This is a genomic window from Aquimonas voraii (genome assembly GCF_900101825.1).
In the GTDB taxonomy this organism is placed as follows: Bacteria; Pseudomonadota; Gammaproteobacteria; order Xanthomonadales; family Xanthomonadaceae; genus Aquimonas; species Aquimonas voraii.
The window spans coordinates 1-20,742 of the sequence record NZ_FNAG01000024.1 but is presented as its reverse complement, the minus strand read 5'-3'; the positions used below and the strand labels follow the sequence as shown (position 1 = coordinate 20,742).

General features: G+C 69.8%; 8 protein-coding genes. 4 read left to right on the top strand and 4 right to left on the bottom strand.

Features of this window, described 5'->3' with window-relative positions; genetic code table 11:
- Positions 1-6,024, top strand: a 6,024-nt coding sequence (locus BLP83_RS17725; protein ID WP_091246114.1) for a beta strand repeat-containing protein, incomplete at its 5' end; no start/stop codon positions are given.
- A gap of 173 nt (positions 6,025-6,197) precedes the next feature.
- Here BLP83_RS17725 and BLP83_RS17720 read toward each other — a convergent pair.
- From BLP83_RS17720 to BLP83_RS17710, 3 genes are all read right to left on the bottom strand, one after another.
- A complete protein-coding gene (locus BLP83_RS17720) occupies positions 6,198-7,136 on the bottom strand; it encodes a complex I NDUFA9 subunit family protein (protein ID WP_091246109.1) in 939 nt (312 codons plus the stop codon).
- A 99-nt stretch (positions 7,137-7,235) separates the two neighbouring features.
- On the bottom strand, positions 7,236-7,823 hold the full coding sequence (locus BLP83_RS17715; protein WP_091246105.1) for an NAD(P)H-dependent oxidoreductase: 588 nt from the start codon (positions 7,821-7,823) through the stop codon (positions 7,236-7,238).
- 76 nt (positions 7,824-7,899) lie between these two features.
- Positions 7,900-8,433 (bottom strand): GNAT family N-acetyltransferase, encoded by a 534-nt coding sequence (locus BLP83_RS17710; protein WP_091246102.1) that lies wholly within the window; start codon positions 8,431-8,433, stop codon positions 7,900-7,902.
- 346 nt (positions 8,434-8,779) lie between these two features.
- On the opposite strand from BLP83_RS17710, the gene BLP83_RS17705 reads away from it, so the two are divergent.
- Complete coding sequence (locus tag BLP83_RS17705) at positions 8,780-10,747, top strand: tetratricopeptide repeat protein (protein WP_176764280.1); 1,968 nt, start codon at positions 8,780-8,782, stop codon at positions 10,745-10,747.
- Positions 10,748-10,903: 156 nt separating this feature from the next.
- Here the strand turns inward: BLP83_RS17705 and BLP83_RS17700 are convergent, their stop codons facing one another.
- Positions 10,904-11,656 carry a hypothetical protein gene (locus tag BLP83_RS17700; RefSeq protein WP_091246097.1) on the bottom strand — a complete coding sequence of 251 codons (753 nt, stop codon included), beginning with the start codon at positions 11,654-11,656 and terminating at the stop codon, positions 10,904-10,906.
- 273 nt (positions 11,657-11,929) lie between these two features.
- Between BLP83_RS17700 and BLP83_RS17695 the strand changes: the two genes are divergently transcribed.
- Together BLP83_RS17695 and BLP83_RS17690 are read left to right on the top strand one after the other, a co-directional pair.
- On the top strand, positions 11,930-13,579 hold the full coding sequence (locus BLP83_RS17695; RefSeq protein ID WP_091246094.1) for an alkaline phosphatase: 1,650 nt from the start codon (positions 11,930-11,932) through the stop codon (positions 13,577-13,579).
- Positions 13,580-13,887: 308 nt separating this feature from the next.
- Positions 13,888-20,742, top strand: a 6,855-nt coding sequence (locus BLP83_RS17690) for an SdrD B-like domain-containing protein (RefSeq protein WP_143006775.1), incomplete at its 3' end; no start/stop codon positions are given.

The following is a 20,742-nucleotide window of genomic DNA, read 5'->3' as shown; positions in this document are numbered from 1 at the left end:
AGCGAGGACAGCGAGACGCTCGGCATCGCCAAGCGTGCGACGGCGACCACGCTGGCATCGACGCCGGCGGACGACCAGCAGGCGGGCCAGACGGTGACCTGGACGGTGGGCGTGAGCGCGGTCGGCGGCGCGGCGACCACGCCGCTCGGCGGCGAGGTCTTCGTCTGCCCGAGCTCGGCACCGAGCTGCGATGGGCTGAGCGCGGTCTGCACGATCACGCTGCCGGCCACGAGCTGCGATCTGAGCTACGACCTGCCGCAGACGGTGGAGCTGGTGGCGCGCTATGCGGGCGACGACAACTACGCGACGAGCTCTTCGGGCGCCGACAGCATCAGCATCGAAAAGCGTGACAGCACGATCGCCATCACCAGCGATCTGTCGGCGCAGACGCCGGCGGGCGCGCCGGTGACGGTGGCCTTCGATGTCGACGGCGGTCATCAGACCTACGACGGCACGGTGACGGTGACGGCGACGCTGGCGAGCCCGGCGGCGAGCGCGAGCTGCGGCCCGGTGAGCGTGGACCCGGCGACCGGCGTGGGCAGCTGCGTGATCGAAGGTGCGGCGGGCTTCGTGCGCGCCGGCAGCTGGAGCGTGGTGGCGGAGTACGCGGGTGACGACAACGACGCGGCTTCGAGCTCGGCGGCGGTGACGCATCCGGTGGGTCGCGCCAGCACCAGCGTGGTGCTGGTGTCGAACCCTGACCCGAGCGTGTTCGGCCAGCCCTTCGATCTGACCGCGACGGTGACCAGCAGCACCGGCATCGTGCCGACCGGCCAGGTGGAGTTCTTCAACCACCTGGGCGTGTCCTACGGCACGGTGACGATCGGTCTGGACGGCACCGCCACCCTGGCAGCGCCCGCCAACCTCTCGCAGGGCTTCTACAGCGGCAGCAGCTCGCCCTTCCGCGCCTTCAAGGCGGTGTTCATCGAGAACGCCGATTTCGATACCAGCGTGGATCCGAGCGAGACGCACACGATCGGCCGCGCCGATGTCAGCCTGTCGCTGAGCAGCGCCACGAATCCGAGCGATGCGGGTGACAGCGTGAGCTTTACCGGCACGGCCTCGGCCGTGGCGCCCTCGCTGGCAACCCCGACCGGCACGCTGACCATCACGGCCGTCGGCCCGGCCCCGCTGGCCACGTCGGTGAGCTGCACCACCGCCGCCCTGGTCGAGACCGTGCCCGGCAGCAGCAGTGCGTCCTGCGCGCTCAGCCTGCCGGCGGCGGGCAGCTATGCGGTGAGCACGACCTATGACAACAGCGACGGCAACTTCAGCGATGTCACCACGCCGAGTGCTGAGATCAGCCAGAGCGTGCAGGGGCTTGCGACCACGCTGAGCATTGGCGCGGTCAGCCCGACCTATGGCGACAACGTCAGCCTGGCGCTGACCGTCGCCGGCGGCCGCAACGGCAACACCGGCACCGTGGACGTCAGCATCAACGGCAGCCTGGTCTGCGACAACGTCGCCCTCACCGCCAGCGCCGGCAGCTGCAGCTACCTGCCGCCTGCGGCCGGCAGCTACAGCGTCGAGGCGATCTACAACGGCGACGGCGCGGATGTGGACGATGCCAGCAGCACCGCCACTTCCAGTTTCACCGTGGCCAAGCAGACGCCGACGGTGGGTCTGAGCCTGGGCCCGGATCCGGTGAGCGCGGGCTCGACGCTGACGGCGACGGTGACGGTGGGCACCACCGGCACGGTGAGCCCGCCGACCGGCACGATCACGGTGAGCACCGACGGCAGCGAGAGCGGCTGCACGGTGCCGGCGACCGGCGGCAGCTGTGACCTCAGCCTGACCGTGACCGGCGCCCGCACGCTGAGTGCGAGCTATGCCGGCGACGACAACTTCAATGGCGACAGCGACAGCGCGTCGGTGACGGTGGATGCCGCCACCACCACGGCCCGCATCGACACGATCAGCCCGGCCGCCCCGGTGGTGGGTGAGGCGATCGCGATCGGCTTCAGCCTGAGCGGCGGCGTGGCGCCGTACAGCGGCGCGGTCAGCGTCCTGATCGACCCGACCCCGGCCGATACCGGCAATGGCGATGCCTTCGCCTGCCCGGGCCTGCTGTTCGATGCCAACACCGGCACCGGCAGCTGCAGCCTGGTGGCGGGCCTGGCCGATGCCGGTGTCTACGGCCTGAGCCTCGACTACGCCGGCGACGGCAACGAGGGCCCGGGCAGCGATACCGACAGCGTGACTGTCAGTGCGGCCAGCGCGAGCCTGAGCCTGTCGAGCGGCGGCAGCAGCGTGGTCGGCCAGGCGGTGAGCGTGAATGCCCTGGTCAGCCGCCTGGCGCCGGCCACCGGCAGCGCCGAGGGCAGCGTGCAGATCACCGCCACCGGCCCGGCACCGTCCCTCGCGACCCAGGTCTGCGACATCGCCGCCCTGGCCGGCGGCGCCGGCAGCTGCGGTTTCACTTTCACCGAGGTCGGCAGCTACAGCCTGAGCGCCAGCTACACCTCGGCGGACGGCAACACCCAGTCGATCGCGGGTCCAGCCGGCACGATCCTCCACAGCGTCGAGCGCGCGCTGGCGACGATCAGCCTCGACAGCGTGCTGCCGGCCAGCCCGCGCGTGGGCCAGTCGACCACGGTGAGCTTCAGCGTGGCCGGCGGCTTCGGCGGCAACGACGGTCTGGTCGACATCAGCACCAGCTCGAGCGGCGGCGCCGGTCCGGGCTGCAGCGGGCTGGCGGCCAGCGCCGGCAGCTGCGTGCTGAGCTTCGCCACCGCCGGCAGCTACACGGTGACGGCGACCTACAACGCCAGCGGCAGCGACGGCGATGACAGCATCGGCGCCACCGATGTGCTGGTGGGCCTGACCGTGCAGCCGGCCGAGGGCGGGCTGGATGTGGGCGTCAGCGACACCACGCCGGAGGCCGGCCAGCCGGTGACGATCAGCGCCAGCGTGCAGACCGTCGGCGGCACGCCGGCGACCGGCACGATCACGGTGAGCCGCAGCGGCAGCCCGGTGTGCACGATCACCCTGCCGGCGACCAGCTGCGAGGCGAGCTTCGGCAGCATCGGCAGCGCCCCGCTGGACTTCGCCTACAGCGGCGACGCCAACTACGCACCGGCCAGCACCAGCGTGCCGCTGACGGTCAGCCCGGCGGCGACCACGCTGGCGATCACCGGCGTCAGCCCGACCAGCCTGCTGGCGGGCCAGTCGAGCACGGTGAGCTACACGGTGAGCGGCGGCTTTGCCGGCAACACCGGCACGGTGCTGGTGACCGCGAGCAGCGGCAGCAACACCGCGACCTGCTCGGCCCCGGCCGCGGCCGGCAGCTGCGCCATCGCCCTGGCCCGCGCCGGCGTGTGGAGCTTTGCCGCGACCTACAACGCCGGCGGCAGCGACGTCGACGACGCCGCCAGCAGCGCCAGCTCGGCGACCCCGGTGAGCGTGACCCGCACGCCGACGGTGACCGCGCTGACGGTGGATCCGGCGGCCGGTGGTCCGTTCGGGACGACGGTGACGCTGTCGGCCCAGGTCGACCGCAACGCCCCGGGCGTGGGCCAGCCGCAGGGCATGGTGACCTTCCTGGTGGACGGTGCCTCGATCGGCGAGGCCCCGCTGTCGCCGAGCGGGCAGGCGGTGTTCAGCACCAGCACCCTGCCGGTGGGCAGCCGCGTGCTGCGCGCGCAGTACAACGGCAACGACGACTACCTGGTGAGCTTCGACGAGAAGACCTTCGAGGTGAGCCGCAAGGCGGTGACGCTGGCGATCACCGGCAGCTCGGTGAACCCGTCGGCGATCGCCGAGTCGGTGGTGTTCAGCTACAGCTTCAGCACCGCCCCGGGCACCACCCCGACCGGCAACATCACCCTCACCGCCAGCACCGGCGAGAGCTGCGTGGGCACGATCGCGGCGGGTCAATGCGCGATCAGCTTCACGACCGGCGGCAACCGCAGCCTCAGCGCCAGCTACGCCGGCGACGCCCTGCACGCCGCGGCCAGCTCGGCAGCGTTTGCGCACAGCGTGGCCGGCACCCCGACCACCCTGGTGTTCGCGGCCGGCAACCCGGTGAGCGCGACCTTTGGTGATCTGGTCAGCATCGCCACCGAGCTGAGCGGCGGCACCGCGCCGAACGACGGCCTGGTGAGCGTGACCGCCAGCGCCGCCGGCCAGACCAGCGTGAGCTGCAGCGCCGCCGTGGTCGGCGGAGCCAGCAGCTGCAGCCTGGCCGGTCTCGGCGCCGGCACGTGGAGCGTCAGCGCCAGCTACGCCGGAGACAGCGACGACGCCGGCAGCAATACGCCCGCGCCGCTCAGCCTGCTCATCAACCCGGCGAGCCAGACGATCGTGTTCGGTACCGCCCCCAGCCTGGTCTTCGACGGCCCGGCCGGCACGCTGAGCGCGACCGGTGGGGCCTCCGGCAACCCGATCGTGTTCAGCAGCACCACGCCGAGCGTGTGCAGCGTGGTCGGCGACCAGGTCAGCCCGCTCGCGGCCGGCGCCTGCATCGTCGCCGCCAACCAGGCCGGCAGCGCCAACTACAGCGCGGCGGCGGAAGTGACGCAGACGATCGAGGTCGCCCAGGCCAGCCAGACGATCGTCTTCGGCCCGGCCCCGAGCCTGGTGTTCAACGGCCCGGCCGGCACCCTGAGTGCCACCGGTGGTGCCTCCGGCAACCCGGTGGTGTTCGGCAGCAGCACGCCGAGCGTGTGCAGCGTGGTCGGCACCCAGGTCACGCCGCTGGCGGTGGGCAGCTGCATCGTCACCGCCAACCAGGCCGGCAACGCCAACTACGCCGCCGCGGCGGAAGCGACGCAGACGCTCGTGATCGGCAACGGCAGCCAGACGATCACCTTTGGCCCGAACCCCGGCCCGCTGAGCTTTGGCGGCCCGGTGGCACAGGTCAGCGCGACCGCCAGCAGCGGCCTGCCGGTGAGCTTCGGCACCCGCAGCCCCGAGGTGTGCACGATCAGCGGCACCGGCCCGAGCACGGCCAGCCTGACGATCCTCGCCGCCGGCACCTGCGTGGTGACCGCCGACCAGGCGGGTGACGGCAGCTTCAATGCCGCCCCGCAGGAGACCCAGAGCGTGCAGATCGACCGCGCCAGCCAGACGATCACCTTTGCGGCGATCGCCGATGCGGTGGCCGGCAGCGGCGCGATCACGCTGAACGCCACGGCGGACAGCGGGCTCAGCGTGAGCTTCGGCACCCCGAGCAGCGCCAGCGTCTGCACCGTCGACAGCGGTGCCGGCACGGTGACCCCGGTGGGCCCGGGCAGCTGCGTGGTCGAAGCCACCCAGGCCGGCAACGGCAACTACCTGCCGGCGACCCCGGTCAGCCGCAGCTTCACGGTGACCGCAGCACAGGTCGACCTGTCGATGCTGAAGACCGGCCGCTATCTGGCCGGTGGGCTGATCCAGTGGAACCTGGCGATCGGCAACACCGGCCCCGGAGCGGCGACCGCCGCCACCGTGCTCGACTCGCTGCCGGCGGCGGTGACGGGCGCCACCTGGACCTGCGCGGCGAGCGTGGGCAGCAGCTGCGCTGCGGCCAGCGGCACCGGCGACATCAACACCACGGTGAACGTGGCGGCGGGCGGCAGCGTGGTGATCGAAATCACCGCGACCCTGGTCGACCCGAACGCGAGCACGGTGGTGAACAGCGCCAGCGTGCAGCCGGCGGCGGGCGTGATCGACACCAACCCGGGCAACAACGTCAGCACGCTGGACCTGCGCGTCGCCCTGTTCAGCGATGGCTTCGAGAGCGCGGCGGTGCCCGGTGGCCTGCTGAAGGCGCTGGACAGCCTGAGCATGGACGGCGCGGCGGTGGAGTCGAAGCTGCGCGGTGCCGAGCCGGTGGACATCGGCTACTACGTGGGCGAAGGCAAGGCCCTGCGGCTGCAGGCCCGCGAAGTGCACGGACTGGTGGAAGTGCGCCTGCTGCAGAAGACGCAGGCGCAGCCCTGGGCCCGCAGCCGCTGGATCGAGCTGTGGCCGGGCGACCGCGTCCACCTCGACTACGTCAACACCGGCCCGCAGCTTGAGGCCCAGGTGGCGGTCGGCCAGTAAGGCAGCGCCCTCGCTGGAAACCCAAAGGGCCCGCGCAAGCGGGCCCTTTGCTTTGGCTGGCATGGGCCGCGTGAGCGGCCTGTCTGGCTATGCGGCCTGCGCCAACGGGAGCGCTCCACGGCACGGATCCCGACAGAACGAGGCCGGCGTGCTCCCGACGGCTGTGGGAGGGTTCAGGGCCGCCCGGAGTCGGCGCGATAGCGGTCGAGACGGGACTGCTTGCCCAGTGGGAACAGAATCTGCGGGATCACCGCTTCAATCGGGGTCTTCTCGATCTTGAGCCGGTACAGGCCGTCGACACCGCCAACCGAATCCGTCTTCAATGAGAGGAAGTTGTCGGTGGAGAAGGGCTTGCCGGGCACGAAGTCCATGGCCAGCGCCTGCAGACGTCCGAGCAGGTCGGGCAGCGGAATCACCAGCCGCTTCAGGTGCATGCCGCGCGCGGTGTAGCGCACGATATCGGCGAGACTCAGCACCTCGGGGCCGTAGAGCTCGTAGGTCTGCTGGAACGCGCTTGGGTCATCGAGCGTCCTTACCATCGCGGCGACCACATCGCCGACATAGACCGGCGCGAACTTGGCGCTGGCGCGGGCCAGCGGCAGCACCGGCGAGAACGACAGCAGGAACTTGAAGCGGCTGAACAGGCCGTCGCCGGGACCGAAGATCACCGAGGGCTGGTAGATCGTCCAGTCGAGGCCCGAGGCCTTGACCGCGGCTTCGGCTTCGCCGCGCGTCTTCAGGTAATGGCTTTCGCCACGGCCGGCGTTGAGCGCGCTCATCTGCAGCAGGCGACGTACACCGGCGGCTTTGCAGGCGTCGATCACGCAACGGGTCAGTTCGACATGCGCGCGCTTGAATCCGGCACCGCCGAAGCCCGTCTCGTTGAGGATGCCGACCAGGTTGATGACCGCATCGGCGCCCTTGACGGCAGCGGCGAGCGAGGCGCTGTCATAGGGGTCGACGGCGCGCACGCGCACGCGTGGCAGCACGCCGAGCTGGGGTTTCGCCGCGGCATTGCGGCTCAGCACATCGACCGAGTGGCCGAGGGTGGAAAGGCGTGCGACGAGGTGGCTACCGACGAAGCCGGTGCCGCCGAGGATGACGATTTTCATGGGTGGGAAGTCCGAGGAGGCGCGCCCGGCGCGCCGTTGGGGAGCGAAGGGTAGCAAGCGGGGCTCCGGCCGGCGCGAAGCGCTGCTCGGAATTCGGCCTCAGCGCGCCTCAGTGCCGGCCCGGCGCATCCGCTCCAGCCAGCGCGCATGCATCTTCGGCGAGGGGCTCGCGACCAAGCCGACCAGCGTATGTCGAACCGGACCGAAGCCGACGAAGCGCAGCACATTGCGTTCGAGGCTCTTCAAGCTGTGGGCGCGGTAGAACCAGCGGTAGACGAAACCCGGCATGCCCATGGTCACCACCACATGTGCGCTGCGACCTTGCAGCGGCTTGAACTCGCCGGGACCGCGATCGCCGCCCGGCGCGGTGATGCCCGGGCGCAGCACCTGTTCGAGCGCGGCCTTGGTGTGCGCAGGCAGATCGCCCAGCCACATCGGATAGCAGAGCAACAGGTGCTGGCACCAGAGCAGCCCCTGCTGCAGGGGGCGAAGGTTCTCCGGAACCTCTCCCTGCTCCCACTCGCCTGCGGTACGCAGCAGCGGCACATCGAGACCACCCAGATCGACGCTGCGGACTTCGTGGCCGGCGGACTGCGCCGCGTCCGCGTAGGCCGCGCTCAGTGCGCGGCCGAAGCGGCCGGGGTCCGGGTCGGGATGGCCCTGCAGCACCAGGATTCGAGTGGCCATGGCGACGGCTCCGTCAAGCACGCTGAAGGTGGCGCGATATCTTGCGAAACGGTCGGGGCCTGCGCCTTGAGGGGAATCAAGCGCCGTGACGCTCGCACCACTGCGCGCGCGTTTGGCCCCAGATTTCAATGGGCAGCGCTTCGAAGGGCGGCGGCAGGCGGCCGGGTCCGCGCAGGCGGGAGCCCAAACGCTCCGCCAGCCGCTGCGAGGGCCGGTTGGCCGGGTCGATCGCGTGGATGACCTCGGTCCAGCCGAGCTGGTCAAAGGCCCAGCCGATGCTGGCGACCGCCGCTTCGTGGGCGAAGCCCCGGCCCTGCCATTCGCTGAGCAGGCCCCAGCCGACTTCGCTGCCCGGCCAGCCCTCGGGCTGCCAGGGGCCGATCCGCCCGATCCACTGCCCGCTGGCACGCTCGATGACCGAAAACATGCCGAAGCCCCGGATCTGCCAGGCGCCCACCATGGTCAGGAATCCGCGCCAGGCGGCAGCGCGCGGCTGCACGCCGCCGATGAACCGGGCGGCTTCCGGGTCAGCCATCAGGCGGGCCCAGCCCTCGAAGTCCTCGGCCCGCGGCGGACGCAGCTGCAGGCGGGCAGTCAGCAGTTCTGGCATGGGATTCGCTCGCAAAAATTGACGCGCCGCAAGAGCACCTTTCGCCCGCGGGATAGGACGATATGCGAAAGTTCGGCGTCCGATGGAACGGTGCAACGGGGGAAGAGTAGTGCGATCTGGCAGGCAAGGCGAGGCAACGAAGGGGCGTTGCATCGGCTGGTTGGTCACGGGCCTGTTGGTGGCCTGCACGGTGTCTGCGCAGCCGGCGCCGCCGTCCAGCGAGTCGGTTCTGGAGCAATGCCGGCAGTCGCGAAAGGATCGACCGCGCGAGGCGCTGCAGCTGTGCGAGAGCGCCGCTGAGTCCCTGCGTGCGCAGGACAGGTTTGACGACGCTTTCGAGGCGCTGATGCACGCTTCCCAGATCGCCACCTTGAGCGGTCAGGTCGAGCGCGCGCAGATGGCGCTGGATCGCGCCGCCCTGCTGCTCGGCGAGGTGGGTGACCCTTCGGCCTCGCAGCGCATCGCGCGTCGCCGCGGTCAGTTGGCGTACGCGCGCGGCGAACTGGCCTCCGCGCTCGGGAGCTTCCTGGAAGCGCTGGCAATCGCACGCTCGCTGCGCGACACCGCCGCGATTGCGGTGAGCGAGAACGATGTCGGCGTGGTGTACTGGCAGATGGGCGACTACGGAGCCGCGCTGGGACACCTGCAGTCAAGCCTTGAGGCCAAGCAGGAACTGGGCGATCGCGATATCGCCAGCACACTGTCCAACATTGGCGGACTCTACGGCGAACTGGGCGATACCCGGCGTGCGATCGACATGCTGGAGCGGGCGCTCGCCATGCACCGCGATTCGGGTTCGCCACAGCTGATCGGCGGCACCCTGGAGGAACTCGCGTTGCTTGAGGCCAAGGCTGGAAGCGTGGACCTGGCGCGCGACAGTCTCGATGAAGCCTGGTCGCTGTACGAGGCCGCCAATGCCCAGCGTGAACGGATGCGATTGGCCTTGAGGCGAGCGCGCATCGAAGCGGAGCACGAGCCGCAAATGACCGGCGTCTGGTTGGATCGGGCGCGCGAAGCAGCGGCCAAACTTGGGCGTTCCGAATTGCTTGCGGCCGAAGTGATCGAGGCGCGTTTGGCACAGACGCCGGAGCAGGTCGCAAGGGCTTATGCCGAGCTGAAGCGCGTCGCGCAGGTCGATGTCGAGGTTGAGCCGGCGTTGGCGCCAGAGGCGCAGGCACTGCTGGCCGAGCTGGCCGAGCGCATGGGGCGGTCGGGCGATGCGCTTCAGCATCTGCGCGAGCATCTGCGCCTCCAGCGTGCCTTGGACGAGGCCCGCCACAGCCAGCGCCTGGATGCCTTGCGTGTGCGCCTGGACCTTACTCTGGCCGAGGCCGAACGTGATCGTCTGCAGCGCGAGAACGCGCTGCAGACCTCGGAGATCGAGCGCCGCAGGGCACAGACCCTGGTGCTGGGGGCGGGGGCCCTGCTGGTGGTCGCTGGGCTCGTGCTGTTTTTCCAGCGGCGTCTGTACCTGCAGAGGCTGCAGGCGCGCGAGGAGCGCCAGCGCCTGGAGCAGCGCATCGCCGAGGCGCGCCGCGCCGCGGATGCGCTGCGCGCCGACCTGCGTTCGATGGAGTGGCTGCTGGATCGCGAAGGCAGTCCGGCGCTGGTGTTCGATGCCAGCGGACAGATCCGCGCGGTGACCCGTGCGGCCGCCGAGCTTCTGGGCCTGCGTGTCGACGGCGTTCGCGGCAGTGCGCTTTCCAGCGTGATTGGCGAGTCCGCGGCCGCGACGGTGCAGTCACAGGTCGAGCAGGCCTCGCTCACCGATGCCTCGCAGATCGAGCTCGATGAGCACAGCCTTGGCGAGGGGCTGCCCGAGGGGCTGTGCTTCAGCCTGCAGCGGCTGTCGCTGGAAGAGGAGTTGGGCGTGCTCCTGCTGCGACCGCGTCCAGCGGCGTCGGTGAGCGCGGATGTGCTCGCGTTGGGAGCCGCGGGAGATGCTGGCGTCGAGGAAGACGTCGAGGAGTATCTGGTCGCCGGAGCCTTGGACCCCCAGCAGCGCTTCCGTGCGCTGCTGGTCCAACTCATGCAGCTGAGCCTGGACCTGTGGGAGCGCCTGACCCGCAAGACGCGCATCGATCTGGCCGAGCGCAGCGGCGTCTGGCGCATCACCATCGATGAAGGGCGGCTGCGCGTGCGCGCCATGGACCGCTACCTCAGCCTCGATACCCTGCCCGAGAAGCCGCGCTGGCGCGAGGTGCTGCGCACGGCCTATTTCGTGCTTGCCGAACTGGAGCTGACGCCGGAGCAGCGTCAGCAGATGGAAGGCCTGATCGAGTCGGTGCTGAACTGGACCCGCAAGCGGCCTTGAGCCCAGATTTGGCGGACCGAGGTGTGGCCAAGGTTGGGGCCGTTCAGTTCACGGCCGGCGTCCAAAAACAGGCTGCCCCCGAGCTCGGCTCGGGGGCAGCGGTCTGGCGGCGACCCTGTGCAGTCGCTGAAGTGTGCCGCCGGCAGCGGGTTGCGCTTACTGGCAGCGTAGACACACCCCGGCGGCGCCCTGGCTCAGGCTGTAACGGCCCGCATCGGACTTGATGAGGCTCTGCGGCCACTCCGCGACCGCAATGACCTGGCCGCGATCGCCACCGCCGCGCTTGCTCAGGGTGAACTGCTCGCAGTGGGTGCTGGCCATGGCCAGGGCAGTGCGAACCTGTTCGGCTTCCTCTTCGCCGTCCTCGCGGGGGTTGGTGTCGTAGTCGTCGTCGAACTCGCCGACCATCTTCAGCTGCGAGGCGCCCGGGGCGATCGAGTCGAGCCGCTCCTCCGCCTCCTCGTCGCCGTCTTCGCGCGGGTTGGTGTCGTAGTCGTCGTCGAACTGGCCGACCATCTTCAGCTGTGAGGCGGGTGGAGCGATCGAGTTGAGCCGCTCCTCCGCCTCCTCGTCGCCGTCCTCGCGGGGGTTGGTGTCGTAGTCGTCGTCGAACTGGCCGACCATCTTCAGCTGTGAGGTGGGTGGGGCGATCGAGTTGAGTCGCTCCTCCTCCTCCTCGTCGCCGTCCTCGCGGGGGTTGGTGTCGTAGTCGTCGTCGAACTGGCCCACCATCTTGAAGCCGGGAGCGCGCAGGCCCTCGAAGGCCTCGGGGTAGAAGTGGAACTCCGCAACCGGCACCAGGGTGCCCGTGCTGCACCACTCGGCGGAGGGCAGGTCGACGCCGCGGGTGTCGGCGGAAAGCATCATGAAGCTGCCGGCAGTGATCAGGCCGAAGACGAAAACGCGCATGGGGCACCTCGTGGATTGGCGGCGGTTGGGCTTTCAGTTGGCGCCACTTGCGGCGGATTTGTCGATCACTTCTTGGGACCATTCGGGAACATTTGCCTGCATGGTCGCCGAAGTTGGCCGCTATCTGCAGATTTTCGTGGCTCGAATCCGCCCGGGACCGATGGCGGCGGCAATCGCTTGCAGGCTTCGCTCCGGCGCCGGAAGGGGCTGTCAAGGTTCCGGATACACGACCGCCTACTACACTTCGCGCCTCCCTCGCTGACCGTCACTCACATGTCCGACCTCTTCTCCCTCACGCCGCGATTTGCGCTGCTGACCGCATTGGCCTTGGCCGGCCTCGCCGGCTGCGCGCATACCGCGCTGGCGCCTGGTGCGTCCCCGACCACGCCTTCGCCCGAGCTCCGGCTGTCGGCCCATGACGAGTCGCCACGAGCCTGGTTCGAGTCGGGTGCGGCTGCGGCGGCTGCGCGCGGGGCGGGGCAGGCGTCGGCGCGCAACCTGATCCTGTTCGTCGGCGACGGCATGGGTCCGACCACGGTGGCCGCGGCACGCATCCTCGACGGCCAGCGCCGCGGTGCCACCGGCGAGGAGAACCTGCTGGGCTTCGAGGCCTTTCCCCACACTGGCTACAGCAAGACCTACAACACCGACCTGCAGACCCCGGACTCGGCCGGCACCATGAGCGCCATGATGAGCGGCGTGAAGACGCGCGCCGGTGTGATTGGCCTGGACGGCTCGGCGCGCTACGGCGACTGCGCTTCGGCGCGGGGCGCGGAGCTGCCCAGCCTGTTGCAGCTCGCGGAAGCCGCCGGACTCGCCACGGGGGTGGTCACCACCACCCGCGTGACCCACGCCACGCCGGCGGCGACCTATGCGCATACACCGCACCGCGATTGGGAGGCCGATGCCCTGGTGCCGGCCGCGGACCGTACCGCCTGCGCGGACATCGCGCGCCAGCTGATCGAGTTCGATCATGGCGACGGCATCGAGGTGGTGATGGGCGGCGGTCGCCAGATGTTCCTGCCGGCGACGGCGAGCGACCCGGAGTACCCGGATACCCGTGGGCTGCGCGAGGACGGTCGCGACCTCGTAGCCGAATGGCAGAGGCGTCATCCGCAGGGGCACTATGCTTGGAATCGCGCGGGCTTCGAGGCGATCGACTTCGCCACGGCCGACAAGGTCTTCGCGCTGTTCCAGCCGGGGCACATGCAATACGAACACGATCGCCCCACCGATGTGGCCGGTGAGCCCAGCCTGGCAGAAATGGTGGCAGCGGCAATCACCCGACTGCAGCGCAGCGAGCAGGGCTTCCTGCTGGTGGTGGAAGCCGGTCGCATCGATCATGCCCATCACGCCAACAACGCCTATCGCGCGCTGACCGACACCATTGCCTTGTCCGAGGCGGTGGCTGCTGCGCGCGCTGCGACCTCGATCGAGGACACGCTGATCCTGGTCACCGCCGACCACAGCCACGTGCTCAGCTTTGCCGGCTACAGCCACCGCGGCAATCCGATCCTCGGCAAGGTCACCGACCGCACCGGCAGCGATGATGTCGTGTTGAAGCGCGACATGACCGGCCGCGTGTTCACCACGCTGGGCTACCTCAACGGGCCCGGCTATGCCGCGGCCAGCGACCTGCAGCCGGAAGGGGTGAAGCGCCAGCCGCACGAGCCTGCGCGCTTCGAGGCGCGTGACGTGCGTCCGGATCTGGAGAACGTCGACACCAGCGATCCCGATTTCCTGCAGCCCAGCCTGTGGGCGCTGAAGAGCGAGACGCACGGCGGCGAGGACGTGGGCGTCTACGCCATCGGCCCTGGTGCCGAGGCCGTGCGCGGCGTGATGGAGCAGAACGTGATCTTTCATCTGCTGCTGCAGGCGCAGCCGGCATTGCGGGCGCAGGCCCAGCACGCCGGGCCGCGCTGAGACGAATCAGGGCCAGAGGCCGTTCGGCCGGCAGGGAGGCTCGGCGCCAGCGAATCGCCACCCAAACGGAGCGCCGGCGTCATCCGGCCCGCAGCCGAGTCGAGGAGTGGGCGCGCGTCTTTCGACCCTCGGAACGCGACTTGCACAGCGGCCGCATGGCCGTTCCCAGGGGATGGCCATTCGTCGCCGTCCCGTCAGGAATGTCCATGGCCCCAGTCACTTGCCTCCGTCTCCCCGCCCTTACGAGGGCGGAACCTTCGAGCTCCTCGCGGCGGAGTTCCGTCTCCCCGTGGCTGGTTGGCGTCGCGATGGCGCTGGGATTGCCGGGGCTGGCTGGGGCCGACCCGTTCCCGCCCGCCTGGGGACCGGCCAATGAGCCGGGTGGCCCGGTCCATTTCGCGCCGGTGCCCTGGCCCAACGAGCCGGCAAACCCGGCCGACTGCGGTCTGACCTGTGGGGACTGGAAGCCCTACAGCCGCTTCCAGAACTCGCTCAACGATCCGCGCGTGCGCGATCCCTCGAACGGCGGCACCTCGCCGCAGAACTACGTGAACGTGGCCTCTTCCTGCATCGACACCTCGTTCCCGTCGATCTACTACAACCTGCGTCAGGGCGCGGCGCCCGACGGCAGCCAGGACGTCATCCTGTTCCGCTGGCGCGTCGAGCAGATCGCCAACACCTACGCCACGGGCCCCAACCCCGGCAACTTCGGCGCCACCGATCCCTGGAACTCGGCGCTGTGGACGGTGTTCTTCGACATCGATGGCGACGGCTTCCGCGATCTCGCCGCCCATCTTAACGGCTCTTCGGGCTCGCCCTCCGAGCCCGTCGACATGATCGCCGGCATCTGGGGCGACATCCCGACGCAGTCGCTGGACTACCTCAACGATCCCAACATCAAGCTGATCGCGCACAACCCGACGGCTTTCGTCTCCGGCTCGCGCATCCTCAACTTCCAGAACAGCTTGAACCCCACCACCGACTGGGGCAGCGCGCCGCGCAGCGTGTGGGACTACGGCACCACGCGCTCGCGACTGGTCAGCACCAACGCCTGCAACGAGTACTTCATCGATTATCAGATCCCGGTGCGGATGCTGGACGCCTCGCCCACCGGCCCGAACCCGGCGCTCAACGGGCCGAAAATCACGCGCTCTACGCCGATCTCGATGATGTTCTGTTCGGCCAACAGCTTGAACAACCCGACGCAGAAGGATTGCGCGGTCAACAATACTTACACCTCCAGCACGCCGGTCACCGGCCCGTTTGGCGACTACCTGTCCTTCGACCAGGACCAGCCTTACGCCCAGCCGATCATCTCGAGCGTCACCGCCACCGCGCCCAACACCTGTCCGGGCCCCTATCGCCTGAGCGCCCGCGTGCAGGACACGCTGGCCCTGCAGGGGGGCACCGTCGTCAGTTCGGTCAAGGCGGTGGAGTTCTTCTACTGGTTCGACGCCAACGCCAACGGCGAGGCCGACGAGGCCGGCGGCCGCTGGACCCGTATCTCGACCGCCGCCAGCCTGCAGGCCGGCAGCCTCAACACCTGGAACGCGAATTGGGATGCCACCGGCCTGCCGCGCGGTGCCTATCTGGTCGGAGTGCAGGCGGTGGACGATCGCGCCCGCGTCGACCTCGGCATGAGCCCGGCGCCGCGCGACAACCGTACCTTCAGCTATGCCACGGGCAATGCCCAGGGCCAGGTCTACATCAATGGCGCTTGGGTCAGCCCGACCGTGCAGGCGAACTTCCCGCTGCACCAGCCGGCGCAGACTCCGGTCTCGACGGAAGACTGGTACGGCAACCCGGACGTCACCGGCCAGCAGATCGCCATCGTCGACGTGGCGATCAACGCCTGCGGCGAGTCGCCCAGCCTCGGCAAGACGGCGACGCCCGCCAGCATCGGCACCGGTGAGCTGGTGAGCTTCACCGTGACGCTCGCCAACACCACCAGCAGCGCGATCACGCTGGCGCAGATCGAGGATGCCCTGCCGCCAGGCTTCCAGTTCGAGGCCACTGATAGCCTGACCAATGACGGCGTGGCGCTGGTGCCGACCACCCAGCCCAGCGCGGGCGCCACCGGCACCGTGGCCTGGACCTTCCCCGACGTCAGCGTGTTGCCCGGGCGCAGTGTGGTGTTGAGCTTCCAGGCGCGCGCCGGGCCGACCGCCGGCACCTACACCAATGTGGCGCGGGCGCAGACCAGCAGCGGCGCGCTCGACAGCCCTCCGGCCAGCGTCGGCGTGGACGCCGCGCGGCTGTCGCTCAGCAAGACCCCCGACCGCTTCGCGGTCAATCCCGACGGCAGCACCGTCGTCGAGTACAGCCTGCGCTGGTCGAATGACTCGGCGGTGAGCCTCACCGCAGCCAGCATCACCGATCCGCTGCCGGCGGGTACGACCTATGTCGGCTGCTCGGGCGGCAGCAGCTGCGGCTTCAGTGCACCCAACATCACCTGGGAGCTCGGCAACCTGGCGCCCGGCGCCAGCGGCGAGGTTCGCCTGCGGCTGACGGTCAACACCAACTACGCCAGCCCCAGCCTGCAGAACACCGCGAGCTTCAGCGCCACCCCGCCCGGTGGCGGCAGCGCCAGCACCTCGGCCAGCAGCACCATCGCGGTCAATGTGCCGGTGCCGGCCTTCACCTTGGAGAAGAGCAGTTCGACCGTGCAGGTGGCGCCGGGTGGCAGCGTGACCTGGACGCTGACCTACGCGAACTACGGCACCGGTGCGGCCAGCGGCGTGGTGCTGACGGACGATCTGCCCGAGGGCTTCAGCTTTGCCAGCTGTTCGGTCGCGGGCAGCACACATTTCAGCCCCTGCAGCCACGCCAACGGAATCGTCACCTTCAACGCTGCCACCGTGCCTGCCGGGGGCAGTGGCAGCGTCAGCATCACGGTCAACGTCGCCGGTGCACCCTTTCCCTTCGCCAACCCGGCGACCAACAGCGCCAGTCTGACCTGGACGGGCAACCCGACGCCGGTGCAGGCCACCGATACCGTCGGCGTCACCGGCCAGGCCTGCAGCGCGGTGTACTACCAACAGGCGGGTGCTTCCTTCGCCACGAGCACGCTTGCCGTGGTGCCGCCACCGACATCGAGGACCGGCACTTTCGTTGATCTGTGGTCGGGACAGACGGCCGTCTTCACCGGGCCTGTTCTGAGCTCGCCGGTCGAGCTGGCCAACCGCATTCTGGCCGTGCGCATCTTCATCGACCCGGCCGCCAATCGCACGGTGTCGGTCACTGTGGAACGCGTGAACGGCGGCGGCACCGCAAGTCCGATCGCGAGCTTCAATCAGGCGCTGGGCAATTCGCCCCAGGTCTTCACCTTCAACACCGCCGCCTTTGCCGCCGGCACCGCACCGCTGGCCGTGGGCGAGCGCCTGCGTCTGACCTTCGGCGCCAACGGCAATGCCAGCCAGCTGGTGCGGCTGTTCTATGACGGCACCCAGCTCTTCAACGGCGCCAGCACCTATACCGACTCCTTGACCTCGATCTGCAGTGCGTCCTCGCCGGCTGCGCTCGACGTCAGCAAGCGCGTCGATCAGGCCAACCTGACCAGCCTGCCCGCGGCGCTGCAGTACACGATCGACGTCTCGAACCCCGGCGGCATCAATGCCACGGGTGCGGTGCTGACGGACACCTTGCCCAGTGGCGTCAACCTGGTTTCGGTGGTGCTGAACGGCACCACCGTCGTGCCCACGCCCACGGTCACCGGCCAGCAGTTCAGCCTGCCGGTGAACAGTGTGGGTCAGGCTTCCGGCGTCATCGCCGCGGGTGGGCTCGGCACGGTGGTGGTGAATGCCACCGCGACCGCATCCGCCAGCGGCAGCCTGATCAATACCGCCAGCCTCAGCGCGAGCGGCCTCGGGCCCGTGGTCGACACCGCGACGACGGTGGTCGGCGTGCCTGGCAGCGGCGCGCCGGCCGCGCTCAACCTCTCGAAGTCGGTGTCGCCAGGCCTGCTCTTGGCGGGTGATACCGCGACCTTCCGTCTGACCGTGGTCAATACCGGCGGCACCGCCGCCAGCGGCGTGGTGGTCAGCGACGACTTCCCCAACCAGGCCTGGTTCACCTACCTCGACTGCACAGCGCCTGCGGGCGACACCTGCAGCGAGAGCCCCGCCGGCAGCCTGCTGTGGAACGTCGGCACTCTGCTGCCCGGTGAGGCGGCCAGCCTCGATTTCCGCATGCGTGTCGCCAGCAGCGGCGTGCCGGCTGGCGCCAACGCGCTGCAGAACGTGGCCACGGTGTCCGACCCGACCTACTGCACCGCGCCTGCCGTGAGCGGCTGCACCAGCAACACCGTGAACCTGACCATCAGCGGCCAGCCGCGGCTGGAGCTCGACAAGACCGCCAGCCCCGCCGGGCCCTACGCGGCCGGCGATCTCATCACCTACACCCTCGTCCTCCGCAACACCGGCGCCAGCGACGCCAGCGGCGTGCAGGTGGTGGATCCCGTGCCGGCGTACACCGCCTATGCCGGCGGCCTGAGCGCCAGCCTCGGCAGCGGCAGTTTCGATGCGGTCGACAACCGGGTCGTGTACAGCCTCAATTCGCTGGCGGCGGGTGCGACCGCGACCCTGAGCTTCCAGGCGCGGGTGGTCTATCCGCTGCCGCAGGGCAACACCTCGATCACCAACACCGCGACCGCCTCGGCGGCGAATGCCGCCAGCGTGCAGGACAGCGTCACCGGTACCGCGGTCGGCGCGCCGCTGCTGACGCTGGACAAGCAGGGCGCGGCCAGCGTGCCCTATCCGGCGGCGATCCTGAGTTCGGCTGCCAGCGGTACCAGCATTGTCGTCGACTCGGCACAGCGGCTTTCGGTCGGTGGCTATGTGCAGGTCGGCGGCAGCGTGCGCCGCGTGAGCGCAATCGCCGGTCGCACCGTGACGCTGGATGGCAGCGTCAGCGCCGCTGCTGGCGCGCCCGTGGCAGCGAGCGTCGAATACGCGCTGGTCTACGCCAACGAGGGCGATGCCGATGCCAGCAGCGTGGTGCTCACTGACACCCTGCCGGCGAATCTGGTCTACGCCGCCGCCTCGGTGACGCCGACCAGCGCGCCGCCGGTGGGCAGCGCGGGTGCGCTGAGTTTCAGCCTCGGCACGCTGGAAGCGGGCGAAGTCGGCCAGCTGCAGATCAACGCCATCCCGCTGGCCGCCGGCAGCTACACCAATGCGGCCTCACTGTCGGCGACGGGCGTGCCGAGCGTTAATGACAGCGTGCCCACGCAGGCGGGCGGCCTCGTGGTCGACAAGCGCACGATCACGCCGGTGCGCAGCGCAGGCGAGCAGGCCGAGTACGTGCTCAGTGTGCGCAACACCGCGCCGGGCACGATTTCCGGCATCACGGTCACCGACCCGCTGCCGAGCGGTTTCAGCTACGACTCCACCGTGCACGTGCGCATCAATGGCGTGGACGTGGTGCCCTTGTCCTCGCCCAGCGCAGGCAGCGCCTTCCCCAGTTGGGGCAGTTTTGCGGTGCCGGCTGGCCAGACCCTGGAGATCCGTTTCCTGGCCACGGTTGGGCCGGATGTCGGACCCGCCACCTACGACAACCCGCTTGAGGTTTCCGCCCCTGGTGCTGCGATCACGCCCTTCGACCCGCTGGCCACGCCGGCCGAAGACGTCACCGTGCTGGCGTCCGATCAGGGCCTGGTGTTCGGCGTCATCTATGCGGACATCGACGGCGATGGCAGCTACGACGCGGCCATCGACACGCCCCTGCCCGATGCGGAAGTGCTCGTTCGTGCGGCGAACGGCGTGGTCTACATCGCCTATGCCGATTTCGAGGGCCGTTACCAGCGCGTCGTGCCTGCGGGCAGCACCCTGGTCAGCGTTGCGGCCGCCAGCCTGCCTTCGGGCCTGGTGCCAACGGTGGGCGATGACGGCATCAATCCGAACACGGTGCTGGTGCCGACCGGAGGCAGCGCGCAGGACAACAACGGTTTCGTGCCGGCCTCTGGCCCGGTGGGTAACGTCATCGGACGCGTGTTCGACGACCCGAACGAGAACGGCCTCCAGGATCCGGGCGACACCTCGCGACTCGGCGTGCGCGTCGAACTTCGCGACCCGGTCGGCGGCGCGATCCTGTTCGTCACCTACACCGACCTGCTGGGCGACTACAGCTTCGTCAACGTGCCGGTGGGCAACTACACGGTGCACGTCGAGCGTCCCAGCGGCACCGGGTTTGGCACGGCGACGCCCAACAACCCGACGGTCAGCGTCACCGATGGCGGCACCGCGCGCGAGGATTTCGGCCTGATCGTCGCGCTGACCGTCGACGCCGATCTCTCGGTGACCAAGAGCAACGGCGCCAGCAGCGTCGTCGCCGGTGGCAGCACCACATGGACCCTCGTCATCAGCAATGCCGGGCCGTCGGCGGCCGACGGCGCGACGGTGTTCGATCCGGCGGTGGCCGGCCTGTCGAAGACGGCGGTGATCTGCAGCGGAAGCAGCGGCGGCGCGAGCTGCCCGCCGGCGCCCGACGTCGTGGCGCTCGAGGCCGGGACGCTGGCGATTCCCACCCTGCCGGTTGGTGGCACGGTCACCCTGCAGGTGACCGCGAACGTGACAGCGGCAGCCGGCGACACGGTGGTGAACACAGTCAGCGTGAGTCCGCCCGACGGCGTTACCGATCCCGATCCGGGCGACAACAGCGCGAGTGACTCCGATCCGGTGGAAGCGCCCCCCGCGCCTGAGCTGACCCTCAGCAAGTCGGCCAGCCCCAGCCCCTTCACTGTGGGTCAGGCGGCCAGCTACACGCTGCAGGTCAGCAACACCGGCACCGCGGCGACCACCGTCGCCATCACGATCACGGACGATGTTCCGGCGAGCCTCGCGCTCGGCACGCTGCCCGCGGGCTGCACGGCTTCGGGTCAAACGGTGACCTGCACCGTGGCTTCGCTTGCGGTCGGCGCGAGCAGCAGCTTCGTGATTCCGGTGACGCCAGGCGCAGGCGCCGCGCCCAGCGTGCAGAACACCGCGACCGTGAGCGGCGGCGGTGATCCGGGCTGCCCGCTGGCCGCGCGCTGCAGCAGCACGATCACCACGCCGGTGAATGCGCCGGGCTTGGGCTTCACCAAGACGGCGAACCTGGGCGATGCGAACAGCAACGGCACGGCGGACGAAGGCGAGGTGATCGCCTACACGCTGACGGCGACCAAC